We start from the raw sequence: 25,792 nt of genomic DNA, 5'->3' as shown, positions 1-25,792 counted from the left end.
ATGTCTGATAAAAAAAAGAAAAAGTTAACACCAACACAGCAAGAATATCAAGCCTTCGCAAAGGAACGGGAACCCCAAAGGCCGGTTCTAGCTAATTGCCTTAAGGCTTTTCTGGTTGGCGGGGCCATTTGTCTTCTAGGACAAGGAATACAGGATTTCTTCATTTGGAACTTTGATTTCACCGAAAAAACCGCCGGCAACCCCACCATCGCCGTATTAATATTCCTATCTGTGGTTCTAACCTCATTGGGAGTTTATGATCATCTGGCCCAGTGGGCCGGAGCCGGCAGTGCTGTACCAGTTACGGGCTTTGCCAATTCCATGGCCTCAGCGGCTATTGAACACAGAACAGAGGGATTCGTTCTTGGCGTAGGTGGAAAAATGTTTAAGCTGGCGGGATCTGTTATTGTCTTTGGGGTTTTTGCAGCCTTTATTGTGGCCCTTATAAAAACCCTTTTAACAATGCTTCTTGGGGGTGGTTCATAAATGCTGCAAGGGCACCAATCATGGGTATTCCCTAATAAGCCCACCATTTTATCCTCTGCCACTGTGGTGGGTCCCTTTGAGGGAGAGGGACCACTGGCTAATGATTATGATTTTATTCACAGTGACCTATGGCTAGGTCAAGATAGTTATGAAAAGGCCGAAGAAAAGATGATGGAGGAGGCCTGTGAAAGGGCTATTCACAAGGCTGGGTTACAAAAGGAGGATATTCAGTTTTTCCTCAGCGGTGACCTGCTAAATCAAATTATTTCCAGTAGTTTTGCTGCCAGGACCCTGGCAGTCCCTTATCTGGGACTCTTTGGTGCCTGCTCCACATCAATGGAAAGCCTGGCCTTGGCCTCACTGTTGGTAGATAGCAAATACGCCAAATATGCCCTATGCGGCACTTCAAGTCATAATGCCGCAGTTGAAAAACAATTCCGCTACCCCAATGAATATGGGGCTCAAAAGCCACCCACAGCCCAATGGACCGTAACGGGAGCCGGAGCAGCGGTAGTCAGTCCCCAGGGAGATGGCCCAAAGGTGACCTCGGCAACCATTGGAAGGGTTATAGATATGGGTATCTCTGATCCCTTCAATATGGGTGCGGCCATGGCTCCAGCTGCAGTTGATACTATAACTGCCCACCTGAGGGACCTAGATATATCTCCATGGGAATATGATTTGATCGCAACCGGGGATCTGGGCAATGTAGGGTTTAACATAGCCAGGGACCTGTTTAAAAAGCATAGAATAGACATTCCTGAGGATAGATATTTTGACTGTGGCCTAATGATCTATCATGAGGACCAGCCTGTTCTGGCTGGCGGAAGTGGTTGTGGCTGCTCTGCCTCGGTATTTTATGGTCATATTATCAATAAAATTAAAAAAGGTGAATTAAAAAAGGTTCTTATTGTGGCAACAGGGGCACTCCTATCTCCCCTTTCCTACCAACAGAAAGAAAGCATTCCCTGCATTGCACATGCCGTTTCTATTGAGCAAGGAGTGATATAAATGGAAGTCTACCTGTGGGCCTTTGTCGTTGGCGGGCTTATTTGTGTAATCGGCCAAATATTATTGGATGTGGCCAAGCTTACTCCTGCCCATGTCATGAGTATTCTGGTTGTTTCAGGGGCGGTATTGTCCGGCCTGGGACTTTATGAGCCACTGATCGATTTTGCAGGGGCCGGTGCAACAGTTCCTATCACCAGTTTTGGCAATTCCCTTACCAAAGGAGCGTTGTCTGAAGCAGAAAGGACAGGTCTAGTTGGAATAATAACTGGTATTTTTGAGGTGACCAGTGCAGGTATCTCCGCAGCAATTATTTTTGGCTTTATAGCTGCTTTATTATTTAAACCAAAAGGTTAGAAAGGTGATATCAAGTGAGAATTAGACTCTTTAGCTTGATTTTAATACTATTACTGGTGATGATAGGCTGTACAAACTCTCCTGCCCAAAAGCCCCAGTCCCAAGATCAAGATACAAAGCAGGAAGAAAAACAAGTAGCTGTAGACCCTGAATTGGCCGACCAGGTTAAGCAAAGTGCAAAATCCGTGGGGGGAGTTGAGGATGCCACCTCCGTGGTGGTTGATAAAAAAATATCCGCAGCCATTAAAGTAACGGGATTTGAACGTCTTAAGCTAAAATCAATTAAAGAAGAGGTACATATTAAACTGCATCAGGAAAACCCCGGCTACATAGTTTTAGTAACATCAGATAAAAAACTCTTTAAACAGCTCCAGGAAATAGAAAAGCAGCTTGGGGAAAATCCCCAGGAAAATCTTACTGACATTAAAAAGAAGGTTGACAAAATTAATAAAGACATGCATGGTTAGATTAGATTAGGTTAATTTTTCTATATGGCAGGATATTTAAATCCCCACATTGAAGTTAACAGAATAATTATTAATTTACGACAGGGGGGACGGTAGTGAAGCTATGTATAAGAAAACAGTCCTACCGGTTGGCAAATCAAATTATTAACCCTTCTACTATAGAGGATATTGAGGAGCTTCTAACGGATAACAGTATTGATATGCATTCTTTATCAAGATCAAACTTTAATGATTTTTTAAGAAATATTTTTATTGATAAGGGCTGGCAAAATAATCCATCGTCCTTTAACGAAATAATAAATCCCTTTGCAAAACTTGAGTATATAAAGGATAACGTAGGTCTTGAGGTGGGTTTTAGGCACACTTCTTTGATCGGGTATAATCTAATTAAATTTCAACTATCTCCCCAACATAACTGTTATTTTATTAATGGGGGTATCTATATAGTCACTACTCAAAATTTCCAAAAACATATTAAAAAGAAATATAATCAGAACTGGACCGGAGCCATGAGCTATGAAAAAGTTGATCGATATTTGAGACACTTCAAAAGTACCATTAAAATACCCATCTATCTCATCGGTATAGATGTGGCTTAATCATTAAGGCAATTATTTGTCCGTACTTTAAGTGACGGGCATTTTGCTGTTTATTGAGGTTCTCTAAATAATATAACAAGAGGCGATTTGACAATGGAAATTAAGATTGCTTTGGGACAAATGAAGATCGTTCCCGGCAGGCCCGATTTGAATTTTAATATTATGAAGCAAATGATACAAAATGCTAAAAGCAAAAATGCTCATATAATCGTTTTTCCTGAAATGGCAATTCCCGGTTACCTACTGGGAGACACCTGGGAGCAACAATCTTTCCTTAGGGACTGCGAAGAGTACGGACGTTTAATTATTGAAGCATCAGAGGATATTGTTATTCTCTTTGGCAATGTTGGCATTGATTGGAACAAGACTGGTGATGATGGGCGAGTAAGGAAATATAATGCCTTTTTTATCGCACAAAATGGTAGGCAGCTTGGGGATGAAAATTTCCCATATCCCTTTAGGATTAAAACCCTGTTACCTAACTATCGGGAATTTGATGATGAGCGGCATTTCTATAGCCTTTCTAAATTGGCCTTGGAGCTTGGCCAAAAACCAGAGGATATGCTAACCCCAGTCAACATTAACCTTGCCGGAAATAATATAGGCCTTGGCTGTATTCTTTGTGAGGATGGCTGGAGCGAAGATTATAACACCAAACCCGTTGAAGCTATCTCCGCGAAAGGGTCTGTTGACCTTTTTGTCAATATATCAAGCTCCCCCTTCACTCTGGGTAAAAACAATAAAAGAAACAGGGTGTTCTCAAAGCAGGCCCGGGAGACAGAAATTCCCCTGGTATATGTTAATAATGTAGGTCTTCAAAATAACGGAAAGACAGTCTATGGTTTTGATGGCTCCAGTACAGTCTATAATAAAAATGGTGATGTGGTCTTCTACAGTAGTCCGCCCTTTGCCCAAGGTCTGGATATATTCACATTAGATCTATCTAAGGGTGGAAGCAATCTACCAAAGGCCAACGTTCCCGATGACAGTGATATAAGCTATATTTACCAAGCATTAAACTACGGCATACAAAACTTTACCCAGACCCTGGGCATAAACAAGGTTGTCATTGGGATTTCCGGCGGTATTGACTCTGCAGTATCTGCTGCCCTCTATGCCAGAGCAATTGGCCCAGAAAACCTTTTGCTTGTCAACATGCCAAGCATTTATAACTCCCAGACAACCAGAAACCTAGCCAAGCAATTGGCAGAAAACCTAGGTTGTCTGTATACCGTGGTGCCAATTCAGAAATCAGTTGAACATACCATTAAACAGGTTGAAAGCACCCCTGTGCTAAACCCTTCAACCGGAGAACAAAGCTATCTAAAAATAAGCCCTTTCATAACTGAGAATATTCAGGCCCGGGATCGTTCCGCCCGTGTTCTATCGGCCCTAGCAGCAGCATTTGGGGGAGGTTTCACCTGTAACGCCAATAAAGCTGAAACAACTGTTGGTTATTCAACCCTATATGGTGATCTGGCGGGATTCCTTGCTGCCCTGGCAGATTTATGGAAACATCAAGTCTATGAACTAGCCAGGTACATAAACAAGGAAGTATATCAACGAGAGGTAATCCCTGAGGGTATCTTAAACATCGTTCCCAGTGCCGAGCTAAGCTTTGATCAGTCGGTGGATCAGGGCAAGGGTGACCCAATTTCCTATCCCTATCATGATTACCTTTTTAGGTCCTTTGTTCAATGGTGGAATAGGGCAACTCCTGAGGATATTTTAATCTGGTATTCTGAGGGTGTACTGGAGGAAAAATTAGGCTGCCGTCCCGGCATCATAAAAGAACTTTTCCCAACCCCTGCCGACTTCATCTCAGACCTGGAAAGATGGTGGCGTCTCTATAACGGCATGGGACTTGCTAAAAGAATCCAAGCCCCCCCCATCCTGGCAGTCAGCAGACGAGCCTTCGGCTTCGACCACCGGGAGGCCCAAAATGGTGTCTACTACACCAAAAAATACCTTGAAACCAAAGAAACCCTCCTCACCCCCCTGTCACGGGGACGGTTCTGTTGACAGGGATCAGTTTTTTCGGGGACTCCTGTCACAAAACATCAAACTGACGCTGCGGGGTTGTCAAAAGAATCGTCCCATTGACACACAACAAGGTTGTCAGGAGAACCGTCCCCGTGACAACGCTAACTGAGATGCTATGTAAAGAAGGTTAGATGATGCATATAAAAAACATATTTATAGTTTCCGCATTACTCCTCCTGGTTGTAGGCTGTGGTCAATTCTCTGAAGAACCTAATGTGAATAATTCTACCAATGATAAGAATGTTCATCAGTCCCTTGAAGAATTAGTGGAGCAGGGAGTTGAAATTGCCAGGGCAGGTGATCTTTCATTACTTGCTACTAAGCAAGGGAATGTATTTAAGGGAATTACACTCCAGACTAAGGCTATAAGTAAGACCTTTCCTTGGACTAGCTTAACAACCTATTATCCAGACTTTCCCTCCATCCATGTCGTGGATGTGGATGGCGATGGCAAGATAATTGTCATATTATTAAAGGAAACTGGAACAGGGTTTCATATCCAAGAGATTCATGTTCTAAATTTTGAGGATCTCAATGAAATTGTTCCTGAAGTGGAGAATCCACTTAAATATATAGAGGAAAAGGTAACCTCCAAAATCATAAAAAATAATGGCAAAGTAACTTTAATAGTAGAATGTAATGATAAAATTATCGAAAAAACCTTCAACGAATCTGATGCGGGGGTTTGGAATGAACATGTTGCCTTCGGAGGTATTGTAAGATTTAAGCTTCACAATAACCACATTTATGCTGAAATACCGGGAACTGTTGCTTCTACTTGGTATGTTGTAACTGCGATAGTTGAATATGGTCCAAATCTTAATGTGGTAAATGTAACTATAGAAGATATAGATCAATAATTCCTGTGTTGCCCCTTGAGTCAAGGAGCTAGCTTTCTAACTAATTTTTGACAACCCCTGTCATGACAACCCCTGTCACGGGGACGGTTCCGTTGACAGGGATAAGTTTTTTCGGAGACGCCTGTCACAGGACATCAAACTGACGCTGCAGGTTGTCAGGAGAACCGTCCCCGTGACAGGGGGTTAGGAAGCGGTAGTGTTCTTTTGCCAGTTTTATTAATTTGTTTACCAGGGCTGAAGTGTGGTAGTTTTTAGGAGCCCTCCAGTCCCAGTTGCCTCCCACTGTGCCTGGTCGGTTCATTCTGGCGTCGCTGTCAAGGCATAGGGTGTCCTGTAAAGGGATGATGACTGTGTCGGCTTCTGATTCGTAGGCCACTTCTATGACACGCCAGCAGATATCCTCTAGGGTCATATCATTATCTAGGTCCAGATATTCCTCTAAAAACTCTATCTCCTGGAGGTTAACAGCTAAGAGTCTGCGATACCACCCCACCGTGGTATCGTTGTCATGGGTACCAGTGTAAACTACACAGTTTTGTTCGAAATTATGGGGAAGATATAACTCTTTCTCGCCGCTGTTTAGAATGAAGTGTAAAACCTTCATTCCCGGAAAATCCAATTTTTCTTTTAGTTCTTCTACTTCCGGGGTAATTATTCCTAAATCCTCGGCTATAACCGGGATATCACCAAGGGACTTTTTTATGGCTTTAAACAACTTTTCTCCCGGTGCCTTGACCCATTCTCCATTGATGGCTGTTTCCTCTCCATAGGGAATTTCCCAATAGGACTCAAAGCCTCTGAAATGATCTATTCTAATGATATCCACCATTTCCAGCAAGGATGAAAAACGGTCTATCCACCATTTAAACCCATCCCGCTCCATCACTTCCCAATTATAATGGGGATTACCCCATAGTTGTCCTGTCTCACTAAAATAATCTGGGGGTACGCCTGCAACGGTAATGGGATTACCCCTATCATCCAGCTTGAATAGGGAGGGATTTGCCCAGACATCGCTGCTGTCATAGGAAATAAAGATGGGTAGGTCTCCTACTATTCTAATTTCCCGCTCGTTGCTATATTGTCTTAATTCTTGCCACTGCTTGAAAAACTGATATTGAATAAACTTATGATACAGGATTTCTTCCTTTAATAGAACTTTGTAGTTATCCAGGGCTTTAGGCTTCCTGAAGGCAACATCCTTATCCCAATTGTTCCAGGCCGCTCCGTCGTAATAATCCTTTAGGGACATAAAAAGAGCATAATCTTCCAGCCAGTGGGAATCCCTAATAAACCTTTCAAAACCATGGCTAGGCATACTATTTTTAAACTTCTCATAGGCCTTTTTCAGTAGACCAAATTTATATTTCCTAACAGAGTTAAACTCCACCCTTTTATCATTGAATTGGGGAATTTCACTTATCTCTTGGGCTGACAGCAAACCTTCATCCATTAGCTTATCTATACTTATTAATAATGGATTACCGGCAAAGGCTGAATAGCATTGAAATGGTGATTCACCATAGCCCACTGGATTTAGGGGTAAGATTTGCCATAAGGATTGGTTGCTATTGGAAAGAAAATCAACAAAATCATAGGCTTCTGTACCAAAATCTCCAATACCATATTTTGATGGCAGTGAGGTTGGATGAAGAAGAATTCCACATTGCCTTTGAAATTTCATTACTTTCCCCCGTCTATATATATTTTTCCTTCCAAGGGCTTAAGGGTGATGTCCAAAATCCCATCAACAATGGAATGGGCTTGACCTGTAATAAGATCCAACATATTACTCTGCCGATATTTCTTAATATCTATATTTAAGCTGATTTCCTGCTCCGTGTTTGTATTGAGCAATATAATTGCCAGGTTATTCGGCCTTTTTTGTTGAAAAACGTCTAATCCATTTTCAATTAACCTAATGTAACCATAGACCGAGCCTTCTGCCAGTACAGGCAGCCATTTACCAGTTTTTAACACAGCATATTTGTTCCTAATAGAAATCATTTTTTTATACCAGCTTAATATTTCTTGCTCCTCATTTCCCCAGGGATAAGTACCTCGATTTAAAGGATCCCTGTAGCCGTGCATACCAGCTTCATCTCCGTAGTATATACAGGGGACTCCCGGAAAGGTCATTTGGAATAGGGAGAGCAGTTTCATTCTGGCCATCCCCAACTCCCATTGTTCAGGTGCTAATCTGTATCCGCTCTGTTCTTCCTTGGATAAGGTATGCTCAGGGGGTGCCCCGCTTAACAGTGTTAAAGCCCTTTCGACGTCGTGGGTTCCAATAATATTCATTGTTGAATAAAAGTATTGGGCTGGATAATTTTCATATAACCTCATAAGGGCCAAATGGGTTTGCTGTCCATCCTTTTTACCGAGCAGAAAGTCTAGTAATATGCTGCGAAAGGGATAGTTCATCACCGAGTCCAGTTCATCACCTAAAAGATAGTCCCTGATATGTCCATAGGCAATCTTATTAGAAGCATCCTCCCAAACCTCACCGATTAAGACTGAATCAGGATCTAGTTCCTTCAAGATCCGGTAGATTTTTTTTACAAACTCCTGGGGCAGTTCATCAACCACATCAAGTCGCCATCCCTTAGCACCCTGTCTAATCCAATATTTAATTACACTGTTCTCTCCACTAATTATAAAATCTTGATAGGACGGCTCCATTTCATTTACGTTAGGCAGTGTGTCGATTCCCCACCAACAATCATATTTATCAGGGTATTCCTCAAATCGGTACCAGGAATAGTATGGGGACTCCTTGGATTGATAGGCTCCTAATGAAGGATATTTGCCTTCCCGATTAAAATAAATACTGTCACTGCCGGTATGACTGAAAACTCCATCAAGTATGATTGATATACCCATATCATTGGCCCTGTGGCATAGTTCCTTAAACAGCTCGTTATTGCCAAACATGGGATCAATTTTTTTATAATCCCCTGTATCGTATTTATGGCTGGTGGAGGCCTCAAAAATTGGGTTAAGGTAAATTACATTAATACCAAGTTCCTTTAGATAGGGCAATTTTTTCATTACCCCCAGCAGGTTACCGCCGAAAAAATCATGGCAGACTGTCTTGCCTGTTTGGGGACACTTGCCATATACCGGTGTATCATCCCAGCGGGGATAGATAACACAGTGTTTCTTTGGGTTTAATATTTCCCCTTCATCATAACCATTACAAAATCTATCCACAAAAATTTGATACATTATTGATTCTTTGAACCAGTTAGGAGTGGTTGCTTCTTTCTTGAAGACTGTTATCTGGTAAGAAGGTGGTTCATGGTTGTAAATTCGACCTATTCCTCCAAGATTTTCATAGTTATTGCCGTAGTAATAGGTCTCTTCTCCACAGATAATTATAAAGAAATACCATAGTAGGCCCGCCTTAGGAGGAGTAGAAATGTATCCGCTGTATATCCTTTTTTCTCCTAGTTCTTCGGACAACACCATATCAACCTGTTCCTCACGATGGTCCTTCCACAAACGAAGTATTACCCTATCTACGGACTCCTTTAAGCTTAGTTCCAAAGAAAGGGTTACAACCTCGCCACAAGGAACAGCCCCAAAGGGGCTGCGAAAGCGCAACTTATGTGAATCGTGCAGAATTGAGATGTTCTTCATAATAATTTTTCCCTCTGTCTGCCAAATTACTTAGTTTGGTTTCTTTGATTTTAAAGGTTATTATACAAGTCTTTATATTTTTGTGCAGATTTATACCAGCTAAAATCAGATAACATAGCACGCACAACAAGTTTAGACCATATTTCCTTTTCTTGATAACATTTAATAGCAAGCCTAATGGTATTTAACATATCGTGGGCATTGAAATTGGTAAAGCTAAAACCATTGCCCTCACCGCTAAATTCATTATAGGGTGAAATAGTATCCTTCAGGCCACCAGTTTCCCTAACCACAGGCAGGCTGCCATAGCGCAGGGCAATTAGTTGGCTTAATCCGCAAGGCTCAAAAAGAGAAGGCATCAAAAAGATATCAGATGCTGCATAAACCCTATGGGCTAATATCTCCTCAAACATTATATTTGCCGATATTTTGTTTATATGTCTTCTAGCTGCACCCTTAAAAAGTTCCTCATATCTTGTTTCCCCGGTCCCCAGTACAACCATTTGTATATCTAAATCCATTAACTCCTCAAGTACATGGACTACCAGATCAAGTCCCTTCTGACTGCTTAACCTTGAGACCAAAGCAATCATTGGAATATCCCTATCTACAGGTAGACAGAGGTATCTTTGAAGCTTTTCCTTATTATCCTTCTTCCTTTGCCAGGATCTCCAAGTATAATTAGTGCAAATGTACTGATCAGTTTTTGGATTATATAGTTCATAATCTATTCCGTTTAATATACCCCTAAGGTCATCTTTCCTGTGTTTTAAAAGACCGTCCATTCTTTCACCATAAAAGGGAGTCTGTATCTCCATTCCATAGGTTTGGCTAACAGTTGTCAGTGAATCTGAAAAAACTAAGCCAGCCTTCAAAAAGCTAATTTGCCCGAAGTATTCTAATCTATCAATGGTAAAGTAATCATCACTTAACCCCAATAAGCTCTCTAAAATACCCTTTGGAAAAATTCCTTGATAGGCTAAATTGTGGATGGTAAAAACAGTTCTAATATCCTTGTACAGGGGATTTTCTTTATAATGGGTTTTCAAAAAGACACTAATAACCCCTGTGTGCCAATCATGACAGTGGATTATTGAAGGCAAAAATCCCAGGTGCGGGATTGCCTCCAATACAGCCCTGCAAAAGAAGGCGTATCTTTCTGCCTCATCCCAAAAGCCGTATAAACCAGAGCGATTAAAGTAGTAATCATTATCTATGAAGTAGTAAGTAACCCCCTGGAAGTTTAGCTCCCAAAGACCGCAATATTGCTCCCTATCCCCCAGGGGAATATCCATTTTTTTAATGAATGTCATTTTATCAATATGATCCCTTGGGATAGATCCATATTTAGGTAAAATGACCCTAACATCCAAGTCTATTTTTATTAGTTCTTTCGGCAAGGAGCCAATCACATCAGCTAAGCCGCCGGTTTTGGCAAAGGGAACACCTTCAGAAGCCGCAAACAGAATATTCAATCCCTCACCTCCTTTCCTGACTAGATTACTGTTTCTTTAGCAATCACAAAGGGGTATTTGCTATCTCCTATTAATTTTTTGCCCTTAGATATTATTACTTTTTTATCTGTAATAATATTTTCAATCACTGCCCCTTCTTCGATTTCACATTTTTGCATGACAATACTATTTTTTATATGGGCACCTTTAGAAATCCTTACTCCCCTAAAGATAATACTGTTTTCAACCGTTCCGCCAATGATACAGTCATTGGCAACAATAGAATTTTGAACACAGGAACTCTCTAAATACTTGGTGGGAGCACCATCTTTAACCTTTGTATAGATATAACCGTGCTTAAAAAATAACTCCTGCCATATCTCCGGTTCTAATAGATTCATGCTATGGGTGTAATAATCTCGAGTGGAGCTAATTCGTGCCAAATATCCTTTAAAGGGGTAACCGACAATTCTGTATCTATTTAAATTTTTTATTAAACCATGCCTTACCAGGTCACATTCACCCTTGGAAGCACAGCAGTTAATCAAATCTATTAATAATGACTTTTCCATGATACACATTTCCATAGATATTTTGTTGCTGCTTATTTTATCCGGGCTAATTTCCATGTCCAGAACCCTATAGTCTTGGTCAGTTTCGATAACTGCATAGGGTGAACTTTCTTCATTAATTACGTCCATTTCTTTATATAAAAGGGTTATATCTGCCCTTTGCTCCCTGTGAAAATTAATAACGTCACGATAATCAAGGTTACAAATCATGTTGCTACCAGTTATAATAATATAATTTTGCCTGCTGTTATTAATGTAATCCAGATGATGCTGGAAATGTCGCAAGTCAAACCTAGTTCCCAGGGGATAACGCATCTGGGTGGGGGGCAAGAAAAATAGACCGTCTCTCTTTCTATCCAAATCCCACTCTTTGCCTCTGCCCAGGTGATCTATTAATGAGCGATACTTATTTTGGACAATTATACCTACATTTCTTATTCCGGAATTTACCATGTTTGATAAAACAAAGTCGATCATCCGGTACCGGCCGCCAAAGGGAACAGCAGCAACCAAACGGTGGTGGCTTATTTCTTTCAAGATTCCTTCAGGCTCCATTAGATTTACCATAGCCATTACATCTTTCATATGTTCACCCCGTTTCATAAATACCGTTTATATTTAATGATGTTCGCAGGTTTTACTTAGCTTAGTATTATTCGGTACAGTTATGTTTCCTTCAACCACAGTAATTCTGCAGCAGTCCCGTCCACATTTTTCACATAAGTGATGTTGAAAACACCCTATGCTGCAATTTTCTCCAATCACAGTTTCAACACCAATGATGGCCTTCTCGATAAATACATTACTGCCTATCCGCACATTAGGCATTATTACCGAATCAACAATCCTGGTGCCACTCCCAACATAAACCCCCGGAAAGAGTATGGTTCTGGTCACTTCACCGTGAACCACACATCCTTCATTAACTAAAGAACTACTAATTTGAGCCTGACCAGAAATATATTGAGGAGGCAGCGTCGGGTTAACTGTATATATTTTCCATTTAGGGTCATTTAGATTTAACATTGGCTCATCTGCTAAGAGATCCATATTGGCCTGCCAAAGGCTCTCGATGGTTCCGACGTCCCTCCAATATCCCTTAAAGGGATAGGCAAATAGTTTCTGATCTCCATTCAACATCATAGGTATGATATTTTTCCCAAAATCATTATTTGAGCGGGGATTTTGCTCATCTATCTCTAAATACTCCTTTAGTAAGGACCAATTAAATATATAAACACCCATTGATGCCAGATTACTCTTTGGTATTGCAGGTTTTTCTTCAAATTCAACAATCCTACCGTCTCCATTGGCATTCATAATGCCAAAGGAACTTGCTTCTTGCCACGGTACTTCTATAACCGCAATGGTAGCATCGGCACCTTTAGCTTTATGAAAATCCAGCATTAAGGAGTAATCCATTTTATAAATATGATCCCCTGATAGGACAAGTAAATAATCGGGGTTATAGCGATCCGCAAACTCAATATTTTGATATACTGCATTGGCTGTTCCTTTGTACCATTCCCCTCCCATTAATTTAACAAAGGGAGGTAATACAGTAACTCCACCACTTTTTCTGTCCAAATCCCAATGGCTTCCTATGCCTATGTAGGTATTTAGAGCCAAGGGTTCATATTGAGTTAATACTCCCACCGTTTCAATACCCGAGTTGTTGCAATTACTTAATGTAAAATCAATGATTCTGTACTTTCCCCCAAAGGGAACAGCTGGTTTGGCTAGCTTTTTTGTTAATACACCTAGCCTGGTCCCCTGCCCCCCCGCCAGTAGCATTGCTATACATTCCTTTTTATACATCTAACCTCCACCCCCTGTTCTTTTTATAATCAATTAATGGCTCCTTTTAGCTTGGACAGTTAAAGAGCATGAACTGGTTTAAGAAATACCGCTGCCAAGGGAGGAATCTTTATTTCCAAGCTATAGGGTTGGTTGTGCCATGCAATTTCGCTGACCTTTAGTTTACCGTTAATTTGTCCTGAACCTCCGAAAGACGGTTCATCGGTGTTAAAAATCTCTATATAATCCTGCAACTGGGGCACCCCTATGCGATACTCATTCCGAACCACAGGAGTAAAATTGCAAACTATAATAAGATAATCTTTAGGGTCACTGGAATATCTGATGAAGCTTATAACACTTTGTTCAAAATCATGGGGATCAATCCATTCAAAGCCCTGCTTCTGGTGGTCTAGTTCCCACAAACCTTGCTCCCTTAAATAGAAATGGTTAAGTTCCTTCACAAAATAATTAAATTTGCTGTGCATCTCATACTGCAATAAGTGCCAGTCTAAACTTTGGTTTTCATTCCATTCAATAAACTGGGCAAAGTCACCACCCATAAACAACAGCTTTTTTCCCGGGTGAGCCATCATATATCCAAACAGCAGCCTTAAGCCGGCAAATTTTTGCCAATAATCTCCCGTCATTTTATTCACTAAGGAGCCTTTGCCGTGAACTACTTCATCATGGGAAAGGGGTAAAATGAAGTTTTCTGAAAATGTATACATAAAGGAAAATGTAAGAAAGTTATGGCTCCACTTCCTATGAACTGATTCCATGGACATATATTTCAATACATCATTCATCCAGCCCATATTCCATTTATAATTGAATCCTAATCCTCCCAGGTAGGTTGGTCCTGTTACCTGAGGCCATTCTGTTGATTCCTCTGCAATCATCAGGGCCTGGGGAAAGTAATTGAAAACCACTTCATTCAGTTTCTTCAGAAAGGCAACTGCTTCCAGGTTTTCTTTGCCCCCATATTGATTGGGAACCCACATGCCCTGTGGCTTACCATAATCAAGATAGAGCATACAGGCCACAGCATCTACCCTGAGCCCATCAATGTGAAAAATGTCCATCCAAAAGACTGCGTTAGATATCAAAAAGCTCTGAACTTCTGGTTTGCTAAAATCAAAATTTCTTGTACCCCATTGTTGATTCTCTGATCTCATGGGATTATCAGACTCATAGAGATTTGTCCCATCAAAATTAATTAAGCCATGGCTATCTTTACAAAAATGCCCCGGTACCCAATCTAAAATTACACCAATGCCCCTTTGATGGCATCTGTCTACAAAATACATTAATTCATGGGGATCGCCATAGCGGCTGGTAGCTGAATAGTACCCGGTTGTTTGATAGCCCCATGAACCATCATAGGGGTGTTCGGTCAAAGGTAAAAGTTCCAAGTGTGTATAGCCCATTTCAGCAACATAATCAACCAGTTCTTGGGCCAAATCTCTGTAGGATAAAAAGCCTCCGTCCTTTCTCTTCCACGAGCCAAGGTGAACCTCATATATCAATACGGGGCTGTTATATATGACATTGTTCTTTTTCTCTTCTTGCCATTCGCTATCACCCCAGCAATAACCAGACAGATCAAAAAACCTAGATGCAGTTCCTGGCCGCAACTCAGAATAGAAACCATAGGGATCAGCCTTTAGCAAAACATTTCCGTTAAATGTGTGAATCTCATACTTATAAAGCTCCCCATCCATTAATTCAGGAACAAATATAGACCAAATCCCAGACTTTCCCCTTTCTAGGACGTGCTTATCTCCCCGCCAACCATTAAAATCTCCCACCAAAGATACCTGCTTAGCCTTAGGGGCCCATACCGAAAACCTCACTCCCCGGCATCCTTCAACAATTACCGGATGAGCACCTAGCATCTGATAGCTTAAAAAATGTGAGCCTTGATGAAATAAGAATAAATCATGGTCACTATGATACATTTAATGCACCCCTAAACTGTAACTAATTGACTAAATCAAAACTTCAGCTTCTAAATGGATATAGTGTAAAAAGCAACGCATATTGTAATTTCGCGTTGCTTTTTATTAATTACGGCAGTTTCCAGTTAATTCCTTTTAGTTCAGGTTAAGTATTTATCGCAAAATCGGACAATATTCCCCCAATTAATAAGGTTTTACTGTTTTTTACCATTTTTATTTAATTATTTCAATATACTTAACTATTTTCTTGCCAAATTTTAAGATTTACTCAATCTAACTTATCCCTAAAGGCTTTTCTCCTTATCCTTTGCATAACAACCAATGATCCTAAACTCAACGGTTAATTTTTTAACTTCCGCCAGGGCTTCACAAACTTGGGGCTGATTAATGTGACCGTCTAGATCTATGAAAAAAATATACTCCCCCAGCCTGGTTCTGGCTGGTCGAGATTCAATCTTTGTCAGGTTAATACCCCTTAGGGCAAGTTGCTTAAGTATTTCATATAACGTCCCTGGTTGATCAACAATGGATAGGATCAAAGATGTACGACTATTAGCATATTCCTCTGTTTCAACCATGATCTGTTGTTCCTTAGCTATAACAATAAATCTGGTGTAATTCTCAGCCATATCCTGAATGTTAGTCATTAATTTAGACAAATTATACCGACTGGAAGCCTCATCATTACCAATGGCGGCAAGGCTTGGTCCACACTCACTTATGATGCTGGCCGCCCTAGCTGTACTTTCAACTTCCTGAAGTTTTGCATGGGATAGATATTTTGAAATGAAGCCTGAGCATTGTGCTAAAGCCTGGGGGTGTGAGAGGATGGATTGAACTTCAGCGAGGCTAGTCCCAGGGTGTCCTAGCAAGTGGTGGCATACATGAACCACCACCTCACCAGTAATCTTAACTTTGTCATTCCGGGCCAGGAGGTCCAACACCCTCACAACAGTCCCCTCACAAGAGTTTTCTAGGGGTAAAACACCAAGGGCAACCTCATTGGTTATAATACCTTCAAAAATGGAATCAAAAGTCGTGCATGGCTTCAAGATGTAGGATAGGCCTGCATATGATTTTGCAGCCTTTTCCGAATAGGTTCCTTCAGGACCAAGGTAGCCAATTTTCTTCAAAAAAGCTCCTCCTTTTTCTAATGTATCCTCCTACCCTAACCCTATGTCGGCACCTAATACACCAATAATGTTGCCATTATAGGCAATTGGCACTGCGACTGTTAGACAGGGTTTTCTGGTGATTGCCGATATATATACAGGGGATACAAATACCCTACCATTTATAGCTTCCTGCCACCACTGGCGAACTTTAGCATTGGCAAGGGCAGCCTCTGGAAAGGAAAATATAAAATTACCCTCTTGATCATTTGACCAAATGGCTTCAATCTCCACATGCTCTTCCTTTAGCCCTGAAAGAACATCATTATGTTTTTCTGTCTCCATTAAGGTTATATCGGGGACCATAGACACATCATTTAATATAGCTTTAATAGTTTCAATTCTACTTTCAGCCTGGGATTTAACCACATAATTCAATTGGTTTTCACCCACAAGCACCTCTAATTGATCTGCTAAATTTGTCATTAGTTTGCCTGTTGAAACGATTGCCCCCAAATCCCTATTGCGAGCTTCCAGGGTTACTGCCAGTTGCTGAAGATTTACATTAATATCTTCAAAGGTATCTCTTGCTGCAAGGTTTACTTTTTTAATCAAATTAAAACTTTCCTCAAATACCATTCCTACCTGGTTTAGCTTGTCCGCTGCTACATTTGAGGAATCTAAACTATTATTAATGCTAAGTACTACCGAGTCAACATCCTTTTTCATTTGCAGCAAAACGGCTGCAGTTTGATTAACAGCGCTGGCAGTACGGTCTGATAATTTACCAATCTCCAGTGCCACAACGCCAAAGCCACGTCCCATATCTCCTGCCCTGGCGGCCTCTATAGCTGCGTTTAATGCCAGCAGCTTTGTTTGTTCGGAAATATCACCAATGGTTTCCGATATGCTCCTAACTTGGTTTACTGCGCTTTCCAAGGTCTTTATTTGCTTACTTAGGACATTATTATTATCGCTTATCTCTGAGATTACCTTGTCAACCTGCTTTATGGCATTACTACTTTCAATCACTGCACCTTCACTGGAGCTAAAGTCCTGTTCCAATGAACTTGCAGTTTGGTACAGGCTAGAAGCCATACTGTGCAAGCGATTAAAGGTCATGGATATATCGTCTGTGGCGCTTACCGAAATATTCATTTGCTCAGCTGCAGAACGAACCTGCTGTGATGTTAGCTGTATTTCCTGGGCAAGGCTTCTTGCTTTTTCTGTCAGACTGCAAACCGAATTACTCAGACCTTGAAACTTATCACCTGCCTCAACCTTACATGCTGTCGGTAATTCAACCTGCCTCCATAGGCTTGTCTCATTTTCAATTTTATTAATTAATCCCATCAGTTGCCTTCTCTGCCTTCTATGCATAATTATACCAACTATTGCTGCAAATCCAAAACCCAATAAAAAAGCTAAAATTATCATATCAATTCCCCCTGATTAATATAAAAAAACCTACCTCTATTAAGGAAGTAGGCTTCAATGCCTTGTTTACACCGAATACCTCATTGTACTCGACACTAATATATAAATTTTACCATAATCTAGTTAAGATATTAAGTCCATTATTTTATGAAAAATAAATTGCTTCCTTTTTTGTTCTAAGAGCCTAATTTAGGTATATGTTAGCCCCACACATGTCAATATTAGTCCTATATTATGAACATCAAGGAGTTGCCAATGAAACCAAAATTTAAGAGAGTTCCCAAACATATAGGAATTATTCCAGACGGTAACCGTAGATGGGCCGAGCAACAAGGTATGCCAAAGGAATCAGGGTATAGTCATGGTATTGATCCTGGGCTGGCCCTTTACGAGACCTGTGTGGAGCTAGGTATCCCTGAGGTAACCTTTTATGGGTTTACCCAAGATAATACAAAACGTCCATCAGCCCAAAAACTTGCCTTTCAACAGGCTTGTATAGATGCAGTAAATCTACTATCCAATCGGGATGCATCATTGCTGGTAATTGGCAACACGGAATCCCCCCAGTTTCCAAAGGAATTGCTCCCCTATACAGTTAGACAAACCTTTGGCAAAGACTTGATAAAGATTAATTTTCTAGTAAATTACGGCTGGAAATGGGATCTTGCCAACGGTCTAAAAAGCGAAAAACCTAGGGACGATATCCACAAAACCATTGCATCAAGAGACATATCTAGAATTGATCTGATTGTCAGGTGGGGCGGTAGAAGGAGGCTAAGTGGTTTTTTACCGGTTCAATCTATTTATGCTGATTTTTATGTAGTGGATGATTATTGGCCAAATTTTGATAGGTCTCACTTTTATGACGCCCTAAAATGGTATGATGAGCAGGATATAACCCTTGGTGGATAATTAATTATGCCAAATAAATTCTTGGCTAAATTATGGTTAAATTTTTATTGATATATATTCCTTGTCGTGTTACTATAATTCTAATGATAGCGTAATTTCCCAATAGCCCTAGGGTAAACACTAATAAGCTAACTTAGTTATAACAAATTAGGGACAACCCCGTCATCATATGTTTGAATTTTCAAAATTTATAGTATAGCTAGAGTTATTTGAAAGTATTAGTAGGAGGGGAAGAAATGATTGATTCATTGGAAAACAAGGTGTCCATATCAACACCTGTAACCTCCCAAAACAACAAACCTATGAAAGCTTCCACTGCACACCAAATCTTATTTAGTATTTTACCTTCATCCTGGACAAGGCGGGAAGACTACTCCAACCATTATATTGACTATATCTTTGAAATAAAACAGGCCGGATTACCTAAAGGTATTAGGTTTTCGGCAGTTATAAAATTATCAACTAGTTTAAAAGTAATTGATGACTCAATTATACTTCAGCTTGAAACGGAAAAAATAAAATATATTAATGACAAAACAGATGAACCGGTGCTTATAATTCTAATTAATCCAAAAAGTGAAGAAGTCTACTGGCTTTTTCTCCAAGAATATGTACATAACATTCTTGAGAACTCATCTCCCGGTTGGCAGAATAAGAAGAATGTTACATTAAGACTGCCCATTGCCAACCAATTGATAAATTCAACCGTTCCTTTAGAAGAAGCTGTTTTGAGAGGCTGGGAATTTATCTATGTCAGCAAATTCCATATGCCTTACCGGATAGTTCAAGAAAAAATTAAAGGATTTTTTGAATCCCCGCAAAATGTAGAAAAGGCTTTGTCAATTGCGTCAAATCGCCCCTATGGTAAGCATTTATCAAAATCAAATAGCAACTGTTCAAGTGATTCCTGTTCCTCCTGTTCTCAAGAACCGGAGCCCGATATCTCAACTTCTGCAGATAATGATGTTCAATTAAGTTTAAACCATGCACAGGGTTTAAAACTTCTAGACCCCCGGGAAAATCGTCAGGCATATTATCTCATTTATAACGCCTTAAATCAGGCTGGAGACAATATTTCAGCAGGAATGCGGTGTACTGCAATGGGAGAAATGGCCTTTTATGACTATCTGCTGCATTTTATGAGATCCTTTGAATTAGAAGGTACAGGGTCTATTATCCATTTGTCTCGCTTAGAAGAGCACCTGCGGTATTTTAAAGCTATTGACCAACTGGTTGCATTTATAATAGTTGCTCTGGACGAATGTGAGCTAATACCAACCAGTCTGCTAACTATTCGCTTAGCTGATACATATCTTTTTGCAACCCCATATATTAGTCGAACCTTTGGACAAGACAAGGCTGCACCTCTTATGGATTATGCCCAATCTTTATTAATTTTTTCCCATGAAATAGCATCCTTTATCGAATCACCTGGTTCAATTATTCAATAACCCGGCAGAATAGAAGCCCGGACATTGTCCGGGCACCCATTTTCGCATCCTCAGCTTCGCGAAGCGCTGTTTCCACTGCTCCGAATGTCGCTGTTCGGGATTATTAAAACCCAGTTGTATCTTTTTCAACAATCTGAAGCCCGGACATTGTCCGGGCTTTTACCTATTACTTTTTGTTTTTAACATGTGTTTCATAGAATTCCTCTTCATCAAGGAACTCCAAGAAGGGCTTATCAAATTGAACCATTGCATTAACTACCAGTTCAACTAGACCAGCATAGTGTACGTTGAATTTAGCAGTGGCCTGATAGTACTCCAGGATATCTCTGATGGCGCCCTTACAGTTAGAACAGGGTGCACATACATATTTAGGAATATCTGATTCCATATCTCCCTGGAAAGCTTCCAGAATCTGCTTAAACTTCATTCTGCTGGTAACCTTGTTTCTAAACTCTGGGAAGTTAAAGGATTTCATAATGGCAAAGCCACTACCACCACCACAGCAGAAGTTCTTTGCACCGTGGGGATACATTTCCCTAAATTGGGGAGCAATTACCTTTAAAATTTCACGTTGGGGCTGAATTACACCCATCATCCTAGCAACGTTACAGGGATCATGCAGGGTTACCGGGAAATTGTTTCTCATGGGATCCAGCTTAAATACGTTATTTCTAATTAAATCCCATAGGAGAGGTAAGAAACTCTCTCTGGGTATATTGTCTTCTCCCACAAATGCCCGGTCAATACTAACCATGGCTGCTTTATGGGCGTGACCACACTCACCCACTACAATTCTTCTTACTCCCAGGTCTTTGGCTGCTTTCATTTGACCAAGACCGATTTTTCTACTCTGGGCATCATCGTAGAAGAGCCCGTAGTTAACGTTGTCATAACCCAGTAATTCACTAGAGAGAGTCCAGTCCAGACCTGCTTCCTCAAAAATAATTGCAAAGGCAGCGGGGTTTTCTGGCCAGGCCATATATTCACCGGCATTGTGGGTTAACAGAATATCTGCGCCCTTTTTATCCACCGGAATTTTATACTGTTTACCTGTTCTTTCATAGATGTCTTCTTCTAAAAACTCAATCATGTCTAAGAAAGCTTCTCTGGTAATACCAGTACTAGAGCCAGTTTTCAACTGTAGCATGGAGCCCTTTTCATGAAGGGGCTTGGGAGCAATGCCCATTTCCATACTAAATACTTTTCTAAGTTCCCTAGCTAATAGACCATTGTCCAGGCCTAATGGACAGGTTTGTGCACAGCGGCGGCAGAGGTTGCAGCGGTAAGCCAGCTCACCTAAACGGAAAATGGTCTCAAAATTGATATCAATATCTCCACCTGCGAATTTGCTTAATAATCCACCCCCACCGAAGTGCTTTTTAGCAATCTTTCTCATTACTTCGGAACGGAAAATGGGACGGTATATTTCAGCCTCTCCACTGGCCTTAAACACATGACAAGCTTCCGAACAGGTATTACATTTAGCACAGTACTCAAAGGAGAGCATTAGAGGCTGCAAGTAGTTTCTATTGGTCTCATCGGAGAACAATCTCTCAAGGCCGGTTAAGAACTGCTTAACCATAGCCTCTTCTTCTTCTTTAGTTTTAGGTCTTACCAAGGTTTCATTACCTACAAACCCGTCCAGGCTTGTACAGTAGGTATCTTTCCAGGCATCCTTCGGTGTACTAAAGTCAGGTTCCATGCCAGGCTTGTCATAGGGAGCCGGTAGGGGCATTAAATTCTCTATTTTGCACAACTGCTCGGATGGTTTACCCATATCCTGGGGTCTGATATTTGCCATCAAGCTATCCTCCTATTCTAAAAAAATAGTTTTATTTCTCGTCCTTAGGAGCCGGAGCCGGCGGTTTAATATGAGGTGCTGACCAGGAGGCCTTAGGCTTATAGCTGATAGCTCCTTTAATAACTTCTTCCATCTTGGAATTTCTAAGGTTTGGCTCATTATCCCAAAGAATTTTGTGAAATGCGAAATATTTCCCAACATAGTGACTCATTTTGGTTTGAGGAATGTAGATTAACAGAACCCCCAGCAAAATGATATGAGCTGTTAAGGCACCATCTGCTTGGATTGGTGAGAAGGTAAACAGGCCCTTCATAATTTCTCGACCGTAGTTAAAACCAGGATCTGCACTCCAGACCATCAGTCCGCTTATTACTACAGCAAAGATAAAGAACAGGTTGAAATATTCCTGGGGTGTAGTGTACTTACTAAAGGTTTCGTTAAACATTCTCTTTAAGAAGAGGCTTATTGATCCAAAAGCCACCAGTAAGGCCCCTACAGAACCGGAAATAAATGTAATGTAATATACCATGGAAGCAGCAAAGCTAGCAGAAACTCCTTCAGCAGTAGTTAATGGTATTCCTGATAATTCCATGACTGCACCAACTGCCAACAGAACGGTCCACAGACCTAATAAATAAATACCAAGGTGTAAAGCATAGGATAGCCACCACTGATGCCGTTGGTTTACAAACAAATTCTTAATAAACAGCATTTCCTTCATCATGTCAATAATTTCCCCGGAATGGGACACCTGTCTGGGTTTATTCCACCACTCCAGATCCTCGTAATAGGATCCACCGTAGTGCCCTTTCTCACCCGGCTCCTTTGGAACAGGATACAGTTCCCAACGTCCGTGCATGGGCATTTTGGCATACTGGTACGCCTTGTACAACGAGATACCAATGAAAGCGATAATGGATGCATAGATAAATACCGTCAGCAGCAAGTCAACATACCTCCTTGAGATTAATAATTAAGTACTCCTCCTAAAACCGATTCTTCCGTCCTTCATTCTACACAGAATCCTTTTTGTTGGAGAAATACAAAAAACCCGGTTCACAAGCCAGTAAACTTGGCCACCCCATCATACTCTTTGGTTGCCACGTTAACTTAGGTACTAACACCTTTGCTAATGCTATTAATAGCGCTAAACCCCATTATAATCAGTATAAAAAAAGAAGTTTGTTAGCATTCTGCCAGGCATGTACCCCACTGGATTTGCCTAATGCGCCCTCACTCCTTCCAATTTAATCCATCCGTTCAGGCAAGGTGAACCGACAATTATACAAGGGTAATTATAGACAACTATAGTTAACTAATCAATATTAAATAGACGGCTAAATTACCACATTATGTAACTTAAATTACATTCTTTATATTAAGTATGTTTTTGCTTGTATGTATTATTATATCTAGTCCATAATTTTACCTTGATTTATTATTTGATTTGACAGATAAATGTTAATTATTTTATTAGCAAAAAAAAACTAAAATATATTTACCCTTCATAAGTTATATGTATTGTTTATATTGTTTGTTATTGAGGTTTTGATTGCTTTGTTTTTTATAGGAACGTTCTTATTCTGCTATTAATAGTAATTTTTTAACACAAGATAAAGTTCGTTCATAATCTCAATCCATAGTTTAGTACCTATGGACCATTATCAAGTTTGATATTTTAATAGTTGGAATTGATTCACTATTACTAATTATTCATCAAGCTATTACGCTGATTTTAATATAAATTTATCCTTTTATGTAGTATAAAATATATTATTGAACTAATATTATAATATTTTATATTTTAGTTTATTTATTTGTTTTTAGTTTTGTTCTATAAATTATTTTAGGTGATTCTTGTTGTTTTTTTCTGATTTACATTTATATTTTATTATTTTTTTGCAATTAACTAATATATTATATTTCAGTTCATTTATTTAATATATTTATGCGATTATCTTTTAAGTTAAGTCTTTGTGCTAATTGCTAGTCCATCTCCAATAGGTATTACAACCGTGTTAAGCTGGGGGTGGCTGGATACAATTTTAAGGTAGTCCCTTAATCTTAACATAGCGGTTTTATTTCTTCTTTTATCTATATCTCCCGTTATTACCATTCCCCTCATGAATACGTCTTCCGCAATTAATAACCCTCCCGGCTCCAAAATATCTATACATTTACTAAGAAACTCTACATACTTACCTTTAGCAGCATCCAAAAATATAAAGTCATATGGGCCTGGCAAATCAAAAAGTATCTCTCTGGCATCTCCAAAAACCAAATTTATCTCTTTCTCTACCCCAGCCCTAGAAAAATATTTAGAAGCCATCTCATATCTTGGTCTATTGATTTCTATGGTGGTTATTTTGCCTCCCTGTGGCATTACAGCTTTGGCGAGCCACAGGGTTGAGTATCCCATGGCCGTGCCAATTTCTAATACTCTACTGCTACCCTTGGTTTTAGCCAGCCAGTATAGAAAATGACCAATCTCCGGCTCTACTATGGGTATAATCTTTTCCTTCGCCTCCCTCTCCATTTCTAGAAATAACTCATCCCTAGGTGGTAATAAATTTCTTATATAATCCATTACTTCATGATTAATGATATCAGACACTAGTACCCTCCTAACTTTATGCAACAAGACTAAGTTGATTAGTATTGTCAGCAATATGGCAGACAAATCTGAGTAAAAATATAAAAATGGAAATATTAAAGATAATACCATTATAAACTAAGGGTGAATAATAATGAACATAATGCATTTAAGGGTCTTTAAGCTCCTGGCCGAGAATGAAAGCTTAAATAAAACCTCCAAAATTCTAAACATATCTCAGCCCACTATAAATCACAATGTTTATTTATTAGAGCAGCATTACGGTGCTAAATTATTTGATCGTTCCAGTAAAAAAATTAAGTTAACCCGCTTTGGGGAGGTCCTCAATAATTATGTCAGTGAGATGTTGAATCTCTTAGAACAATCAGAAAAGCATATTCAAAGTCTGGTGGGAGAGGTCAGTGGAAATTTATATCTTGGAGCAAGTCATACAATAGCTGAAAATGTACTCCCAAAAATCATGGGTATGTTTAACCATGATTATCCTGAAGTGGATATACACCTTGAGGTCACCAATACGCAACATATTGCAGAACGCATTCTAGAGCAAAAATTGGATTTAGGCCTTATAGAAGGTCCTGTGGATCATATTGAAATAAAAAATATACCCTTTATGAGGGATGAATTGCTGGTGGTTTTACCCTACAACCATCCCTTGGCCATTAAAAAGAGCCTAACCCTTAAGGAACTATCTACCCTCCCCTTTGTACTAAGGGAACCCGGTTCTGGTACCAGGGTAGTAATGGAATCTTCCCTTAAGGCCGCTGGTTTAGATCCCCGGGAATTAAATACCGTAATGGAATTAGGCAATACCCAGGCAGTTATTGGGGCGGTTGAGGCAGGATTAGGAGCTACAATTCTATCAGAGTTGGCAGTAACCAAGGAGATACAATTGAAAACAGTAAAAACCTGCAAAATAGCTAATATAGAAATAAAAAGAAGCTTCTCCCTAATATTCCATCAAGAAAGGCCACTATCAACAGTTTGCGAAACATTCCTAGCATTTATAAATTCACAGGAAATCGCTAGCATTTTCAAAGATCGTGACTAAAAAAGGTTCTGGCTTTTGCCAGAACCTTTCAGCCTGTTGAAAAAGATTTAACTGGGTTTTAATAATCCAGAACAGCGACATTCGAAGCAGTGGAAACAGCGCTTCGCGAAGCTGAGGATGCGAAAATGGGTGCCCGGACATGGACGTCCGGGCAAGCCTGAGGTAAAC

At 40.1% G+C, this 25,792-nt stretch carries 21 protein-coding genes; 10 read left to right on the top strand and 11 right to left on the bottom strand.

The features are described from left to right. From spoVAC to P6N53_RS11070, 7 genes are all read left to right on the top strand, one after another. Positions 1-486 carry a stage V sporulation protein AC gene (gene spoVAC, locus P6N53_RS11100; protein ID WP_304543109.1) on the top strand — a complete coding sequence of 162 codons (486 nt, stop codon included), beginning with the start codon at positions 1-3 and terminating at the stop codon, positions 484-486. Beyond that, complete coding sequence (gene spoVAD, locus P6N53_RS11095; protein ID WP_304543108.1) at positions 487-1,497, top strand: stage V sporulation protein AD; 1,011 nt, start codon at positions 487-489, stop codon at positions 1,495-1,497. Then, a complete protein-coding gene (spoVAE, locus tag P6N53_RS11090; protein WP_304543105.1) occupies positions 1,498-1,851 on the top strand; it encodes a stage V sporulation protein AE in 354 nt (117 codons plus the stop codon). A 14-nt stretch (positions 1,852-1,865) separates the two neighbouring features. Continuing rightward, positions 1,866-2,318, top strand: a complete 453-nt coding sequence (locus P6N53_RS11085) for a YhcN/YlaJ family sporulation lipoprotein (RefSeq protein WP_304543103.1) — start codon at positions 1,866-1,868, stop codon at positions 2,316-2,318. A 95-nt stretch (positions 2,319-2,413) separates the two neighbouring features. After that, on the top strand, positions 2,414-2,917 hold the full coding sequence (locus P6N53_RS11080; RefSeq protein ID WP_304543101.1) for a BglII/BstYI family type II restriction endonuclease: 504 nt from the start codon (positions 2,414-2,416) through the stop codon (positions 2,915-2,917). A gap of 93 nt (positions 2,918-3,010) precedes the next feature. Beyond that, positions 3,011-4,939, top strand: a complete 1,929-nt coding sequence (gene nadE / locus P6N53_RS11075) for an NAD(+) synthase (protein ID WP_304543099.1) — start codon at positions 3,011-3,013, stop codon at positions 4,937-4,939. Between the two features lie 152 nt (positions 4,940-5,091). Beyond that, complete coding sequence (locus P6N53_RS11070) at positions 5,092-5,820, top strand: hypothetical protein (protein WP_304543097.1); 729 nt, start codon at positions 5,092-5,094, stop codon at positions 5,818-5,820. 124 nt (positions 5,821-5,944) lie between these two features. Here P6N53_RS11070 and malQ read toward each other — a convergent pair whose 3' ends face one another. The 8 genes from malQ to P6N53_RS11030 all read right to left on the bottom strand — a co-directional run bounded on the left by malQ (position 5,945) and on the right by P6N53_RS11030 (position 17,795). Beyond that, a complete protein-coding gene (gene malQ / locus P6N53_RS11065) occupies positions 5,945-7,504 on the bottom strand; it encodes a 4-alpha-glucanotransferase (protein ID WP_304543095.1) in 1,560 nt (519 codons plus the stop codon). Next, entirely contained in the window at positions 7,504-9,462 is a 1,959-nt protein-coding gene (locus tag P6N53_RS11060; RefSeq protein ID WP_304543093.1) for a glycoside hydrolase family 13 protein, read from the bottom strand. The genes malQ and P6N53_RS11060 overlap by 1 nt, the downstream gene beginning before the upstream one ends. A gap of 50 nt (positions 9,463-9,512) precedes the next feature. Next, complete coding sequence (glgA, locus tag P6N53_RS11055) at positions 9,513-10,937, bottom strand: glycogen synthase GlgA (protein ID WP_304543091.1); 1,425 nt, start codon at positions 10,935-10,937, stop codon at positions 9,513-9,515. 20 nt (positions 10,938-10,957) lie between these two features. Next, positions 10,958-12,073: a glucose-1-phosphate adenylyltransferase subunit GlgD gene (gene glgD, locus P6N53_RS11050; RefSeq protein ID WP_304543089.1), complete on the bottom strand. Its 1,116-nt coding sequence runs from the start codon at positions 12,071-12,073 to the stop codon at positions 10,958-10,960. 33 nt (positions 12,074-12,106) lie between these two features. Next, the gene (locus P6N53_RS11045; RefSeq protein ID WP_304543087.1) at positions 12,107-13,306 is read right to left on the bottom strand and encodes a glucose-1-phosphate adenylyltransferase; all 1,200 of its coding nucleotides are present in this window, start codon (positions 13,304-13,306) and stop codon (positions 12,107-12,109) included. Between the two features lie 59 nt (positions 13,307-13,365). Further along, on the bottom strand, positions 13,366-15,246 hold the full coding sequence (glgB, locus tag P6N53_RS11040) for a 1,4-alpha-glucan branching protein GlgB (RefSeq protein WP_304543086.1): 1,881 nt from the start codon (positions 15,244-15,246) through the stop codon (positions 13,366-13,368). Positions 15,247-15,530: 284 nt separating this feature from the next. After that, a complete protein-coding gene (pheA, locus tag P6N53_RS11035; protein ID WP_304543085.1) occupies positions 15,531-16,379 on the bottom strand; it encodes a prephenate dehydratase in 849 nt (282 codons plus the stop codon). Between the two features lie 30 nt (positions 16,380-16,409). Further along, positions 16,410-17,795, bottom strand: a complete 1,386-nt coding sequence (locus tag P6N53_RS11030) for a methyl-accepting chemotaxis protein (protein ID WP_304543083.1) — start codon at positions 17,793-17,795, stop codon at positions 16,410-16,412. Between the two features lie 255 nt (positions 17,796-18,050). Between P6N53_RS11030 and uppS the strand changes: the two genes are divergently transcribed. Both uppS and P6N53_RS11020 read left to right on the top strand, forming a co-directional pair. After that, complete coding sequence (gene uppS / locus P6N53_RS11025; RefSeq protein ID WP_304543081.1) at positions 18,051-18,707, top strand: polyprenyl diphosphate synthase; 657 nt, start codon at positions 18,051-18,053, stop codon at positions 18,705-18,707. Positions 18,708-18,943: 236 nt separating this feature from the next. Continuing rightward, a complete protein-coding gene (locus P6N53_RS11020; RefSeq protein WP_304543079.1) occupies positions 18,944-20,158 on the top strand; it encodes a DUF4365 domain-containing protein in 1,215 nt (404 codons plus the stop codon). 166 nt (positions 20,159-20,324) lie between these two features. Here P6N53_RS11020 and P6N53_RS11015 read toward each other — a convergent pair whose 3' ends face one another. The 3 genes from P6N53_RS11015 to P6N53_RS11005 form a co-directional block, all read right to left on the bottom strand. After that, positions 20,325-21,959 (bottom strand): (Fe-S)-binding protein, encoded by a 1,635-nt coding sequence (locus P6N53_RS11015; RefSeq protein WP_304543077.1) that lies wholly within the window; start codon positions 21,957-21,959, stop codon positions 20,325-20,327. Positions 21,960-21,990: 31 nt separating this feature from the next. Further along, positions 21,991-22,905, bottom strand: a complete 915-nt coding sequence (locus P6N53_RS11010; RefSeq protein ID WP_304543075.1) for a respiratory nitrate reductase subunit gamma — start codon at positions 22,903-22,905, stop codon at positions 21,991-21,993. Between the two features lie 1,020 nt (positions 22,906-23,925). Continuing rightward, positions 23,926-24,573 (bottom strand): O-methyltransferase, encoded by a 648-nt coding sequence (locus tag P6N53_RS11005; protein ID WP_304543073.1) that lies wholly within the window; start codon positions 24,571-24,573, stop codon positions 23,926-23,928. Positions 24,574-24,706: 133 nt separating this feature from the next. On the opposite strand from P6N53_RS11005, the gene P6N53_RS11000 reads away from it, so the two are divergent. Beyond that, positions 24,707-25,624, top strand: coding sequence for a LysR family transcriptional regulator (locus P6N53_RS11000; protein WP_304543071.1), 918 nt, complete (start codon positions 24,707-24,709; stop codon positions 25,622-25,624). The last annotated feature ends 168 nt before the right edge of the window (positions 25,625-25,792 follow it).

This window comes from Desulforamulus aquiferis, from assembly GCF_030577015.1.
In the GTDB taxonomy this organism is placed as follows: Bacteria; Bacillota; Desulfotomaculia; order Desulfotomaculales; family Desulfotomaculaceae; genus Desulfotomaculum; species Desulfotomaculum aquiferis.
The sequence above is the reverse complement of the archived record's forward strand: the minus strand, read 5'-3'. Positions and strand labels throughout refer to the sequence as shown.

Excerpts from the sequence above, each read along its gene's own strand:
- spoVAC (WP_304543109.1), top strand. The coding sequence starts at position 1 with ATGTCTGATAAAAAAAAGAAAAAGTTAACACCAACACAGCAAGAATAT.
- spoVAD (WP_304543108.1), top strand. The coding sequence starts at position 487 with ATGCTGCAAGGGCACCAATCATGGGTATTCCCTAATAAGCCCACCATT.
- spoVAE (WP_304543105.1), top strand. The coding sequence starts at position 1,498 with ATGGAAGTCTACCTGTGGGCCTTTGTCGTTGGCGGGCTTATTTGTGTA.
- nadE (WP_304543099.1), top strand. The coding sequence starts at position 3,011 with ATGGAAATTAAGATTGCTTTGGGACAAATGAAGATCGTTCCCGGCAGG.
- P6N53_RS11070 (WP_304543097.1), top strand. The coding sequence starts at position 5,092 with ATGATGCATATAAAAAACATATTTATAGTTTCCGCATTACTCCTCCTG.
- malQ (WP_304543095.1), bottom strand. The coding sequence starts at position 7,504 with ATGAAATTTCAAAGGCAATGTGGAATTCTTCTTCATCCAACCTCACTG.
- P6N53_RS11060 (WP_304543093.1), bottom strand. The coding sequence starts at position 9,462 with ATGAAGAACATCTCAATTCTGCACGATTCACATAAGTTGCGCTTTCGC.
- glgD (WP_304543089.1), bottom strand. The coding sequence starts at position 12,073 with ATGAAAGATGTAATGGCTATGGTAAATCTAATGGAGCCTGAAGGAATC.
- P6N53_RS11045 (WP_304543087.1), bottom strand. The coding sequence starts at position 13,306 with ATGTATAAAAAGGAATGTATAGCAATGCTACTGGCGGGGGGGCAGGGG.
- glgB (WP_304543086.1), bottom strand. The coding sequence starts at position 15,246 with ATGTATCATAGTGACCATGATTTATTCTTATTTCATCAAGGCTCACAT.
- P6N53_RS11030 (WP_304543083.1), bottom strand. The coding sequence starts at position 17,795 with ATGATAATTTTAGCTTTTTTATTGGGTTTTGGATTTGCAGCAATAGTT.
- uppS (WP_304543081.1), top strand. The coding sequence starts at position 18,051 with ATGAAACCAAAATTTAAGAGAGTTCCCAAACATATAGGAATTATTCCA.
- P6N53_RS11020 (WP_304543079.1), top strand. The coding sequence starts at position 18,944 with ATGATTGATTCATTGGAAAACAAGGTGTCCATATCAACACCTGTAACC.
- P6N53_RS11015 (WP_304543077.1), bottom strand. The coding sequence starts at position 21,959 with ATGGCAAATATCAGACCCCAGGATATGGGTAAACCATCCGAGCAGTTG.
- P6N53_RS11000 (WP_304543071.1), top strand. The coding sequence starts at position 24,707 with ATGAACATAATGCATTTAAGGGTCTTTAAGCTCCTGGCCGAGAATGAA.